This window comes from Sulfuricurvum sp. RIFOXYD12_FULL_44_77 (assembly GCF_001830725.1).
Classification (GTDB): Bacteria; Campylobacterota; Campylobacteria; order Campylobacterales; family Sulfurimonadaceae; genus Sulfuricurvum; species Sulfuricurvum kujiense_A.
Map to the genome: position 1 here is coordinate 1 of NZ_MIBU01000013.1, position 2284 is coordinate 2284.

Genomic DNA, 2284 nt, shown 5'->3' on the forward strand with positions numbered 1-2284 from the left:
ATGGAAAATCCCGCCATCACCCAGTTTATCAGTTGCGCTCTGCGCACCCATGAGCGCTTTTTTTTGATCAAGCCCCATACGGGAAAAACCCACCAAATTCGCGTCGCACTCAAAAGCCTCGGCTCTCCCATCGCGGGAGATGAACGCTACGCGGCATCTGATGAAGCACGAAAAGAGGAACGGGGATACTTACACGCCTACGCACTGCGGTTTCGTCTGGGTGATGAGGAGTTTTGTTTTGTCTCGCCCCCCGATGTGGGAGAGCGGTTTGTGAGTGCGGAATGTTGTACCCAACTCAAAGTCTGGAATAAACCGTGGGAGCTATTCTAAGCTATTTAGCAAATTATTACTTCGACGTTCGCCCAACGACTCCAAAGTATATCTCCATTCGATAAAGCGCAATATCGAGGTTGTATCGTATTCTGTATGATCCACGTACGCTTTTTTAGCATAGGGTGAGATGATAAGAGCCGGTATCCGCGTACCCGGTCCCCATCGATCACTTACGGGTGGCGCCACATGATCCCATAAACCGCCGTTTTCATCATACGTGACAATGATAAGCGATTTTTTCCAGACACTCGGATTACTTCGTACCGCTTCGACGATTTGGGATAGTTTTTTATCCGCCGCTTTGATGCTTGCGTATCCTGGATGTTGATTATCCTCAGCGGAGGGTTTAAAAAAGACGACATTCGGTAACTTTCCTTCCTCTAATTCACTAAAAAAAGCTTTTTCGTCTTTGAGATGCTGACGCCCTTGGGTATGAGGTGCATATCGTGAAAAATACAAAAACGGGTTATGGTGGTATTGGTAGTGGATTGCATCGCCCCGCCCCAAGAGCGCCACATCAAACCCTCCGCTGTACCAGCTCCAAGATATGTTCTTATCGCTCAAGCGATCCCCAATCGTGTCATATTCGAGCGGTTTAAGACGCAGTGCGGGATCGGAATATTTAGCCTTGAACGGCGGATAATATGGCTGTATCGTATTAACCGCATAGCCATCAGGGGTGAGGATACCGTCACGTATGATCTCCCCGCGCTCATCCAACACATACCGAGAAACACTCGACTCTGTTCCGACGTACGGAGTTCGTGCGGCGATCAGCCACTGATGATTTAAAAACGATCCTCCGAATGCCGCCGCAAAGAAACGATCACAGAGGGTAAATTCTTTCGCATAGCGCCACATTGCACTATCCCGCATATCGTGATACCCCATACTCAGCCCTTTTTCATCGCTGATATCGACAAAACGATCGTTTGAGCCTCCATTAATCTGAAGTCGGTTTTGATAAAACCGATGGACAAGATCAGGGATCATCCCCGTATGTGAAACAGTAGTATCGAGTAAAAATGGTTGATTATTCAAAGCTGATGAAAAGCCAGCTTGTATCGATTTTTCTCCCATCGGCAGGGTTGTATACACATTTTTATTACGATCAATTTGTTGAGAATAGGGGTATAGAGGTTTATCCGATGTATCAGCTTTTTCAAACCCCCGAAACACATTATCGAAACTACGGTTCTCGAGATAGATGACAATAATATGATCGATTTTATTGCGAAGATCCTCTGCGGATAACGCCATTGTAAGGAGTAAAAAAAGTAAGATTTTCATCATTGCCCCGTTTTTTGACAGTATATCTCGAAATATTTACACCCAGATTACTCTATAAGCACTCTCTACAAAAAAATTGGACTGTTTTTTGCTAAGAAATTGATAACTATAATTATTAAGGAGTACAAATGCAAGTTCAAACGAACAGCTCCTATCCGTTTTCCAACCCTTTTGCCTCATCCTCCTATTCGCCTCCCCCCTCGTACAAAGAGATATCGCAAACGGGAGAAATCGACCAACTCAAAGACGATTTCAGTATGATTTCCCAAGAGCTGAACCCCTCAGAACGGAAGCTTTATAACACCCTCTTAAATGCTGAAAATTACCAAGCCGCCAAAGGGATCGTGACGATCGGATTTATGCGTGCGGCAGGTATTTATCACGACAGTAACGGAGACATCCTCTCAGGAGAATCTCTCCCACAAGATTTGACAAAGTTGTATCCGCCCGATTCCCAAGAAGAACAAAAAGCTCTAAAATCGCTTCAAAACTATCTGACGCTCAATCCATCAGCATTGGCACCGGATACGCAAAGACGTGGCAGCCTGCTCGATCTCAAAATATGAGTCTAGAAGATCTGCATCAGCTACTGCTGATAAGTTCACGCGATATTAGCGATGAATATACTCGCTTGTTTCACGGACGTGGCAATACCTACAAC

At 45.3% G+C, this 2284-nt stretch carries 2 protein-coding genes and 1 pseudogene; 2 read left to right on the forward strand and 1 reads right to left on the reverse strand.

Going from position 1 to position 2284, the window contains the following annotated elements; genetic code table 11:
• Positions 1-330: pseudogene (locus A2517_RS00580) on the forward strand (RNA pseudouridine synthase); the annotation flags it as partial.
• Here the strand turns inward: A2517_RS00580 and A2517_RS00585 are convergent.
• Complete coding sequence (locus A2517_RS00585) at positions 322-1623, reverse strand: alkaline phosphatase family protein (RefSeq protein WP_294893422.1); 1302 nt, start codon at positions 1621-1623, stop codon at positions 322-324. The pseudogene A2517_RS00580 and the gene A2517_RS00585 overlap by 9 nt on opposite strands.
• A 128-nt stretch (positions 1624-1751) precedes the next feature.
• On the opposite strand from A2517_RS00585, the gene A2517_RS00590 reads away from it, so the two are divergent.
• Entirely contained in the window at positions 1752-2189 is a 438-nt protein-coding gene (locus tag A2517_RS00590) for a hypothetical protein (protein WP_294893423.1), read from the forward strand.
• Positions 2190-2284: the final 95 nt, after the last annotated feature.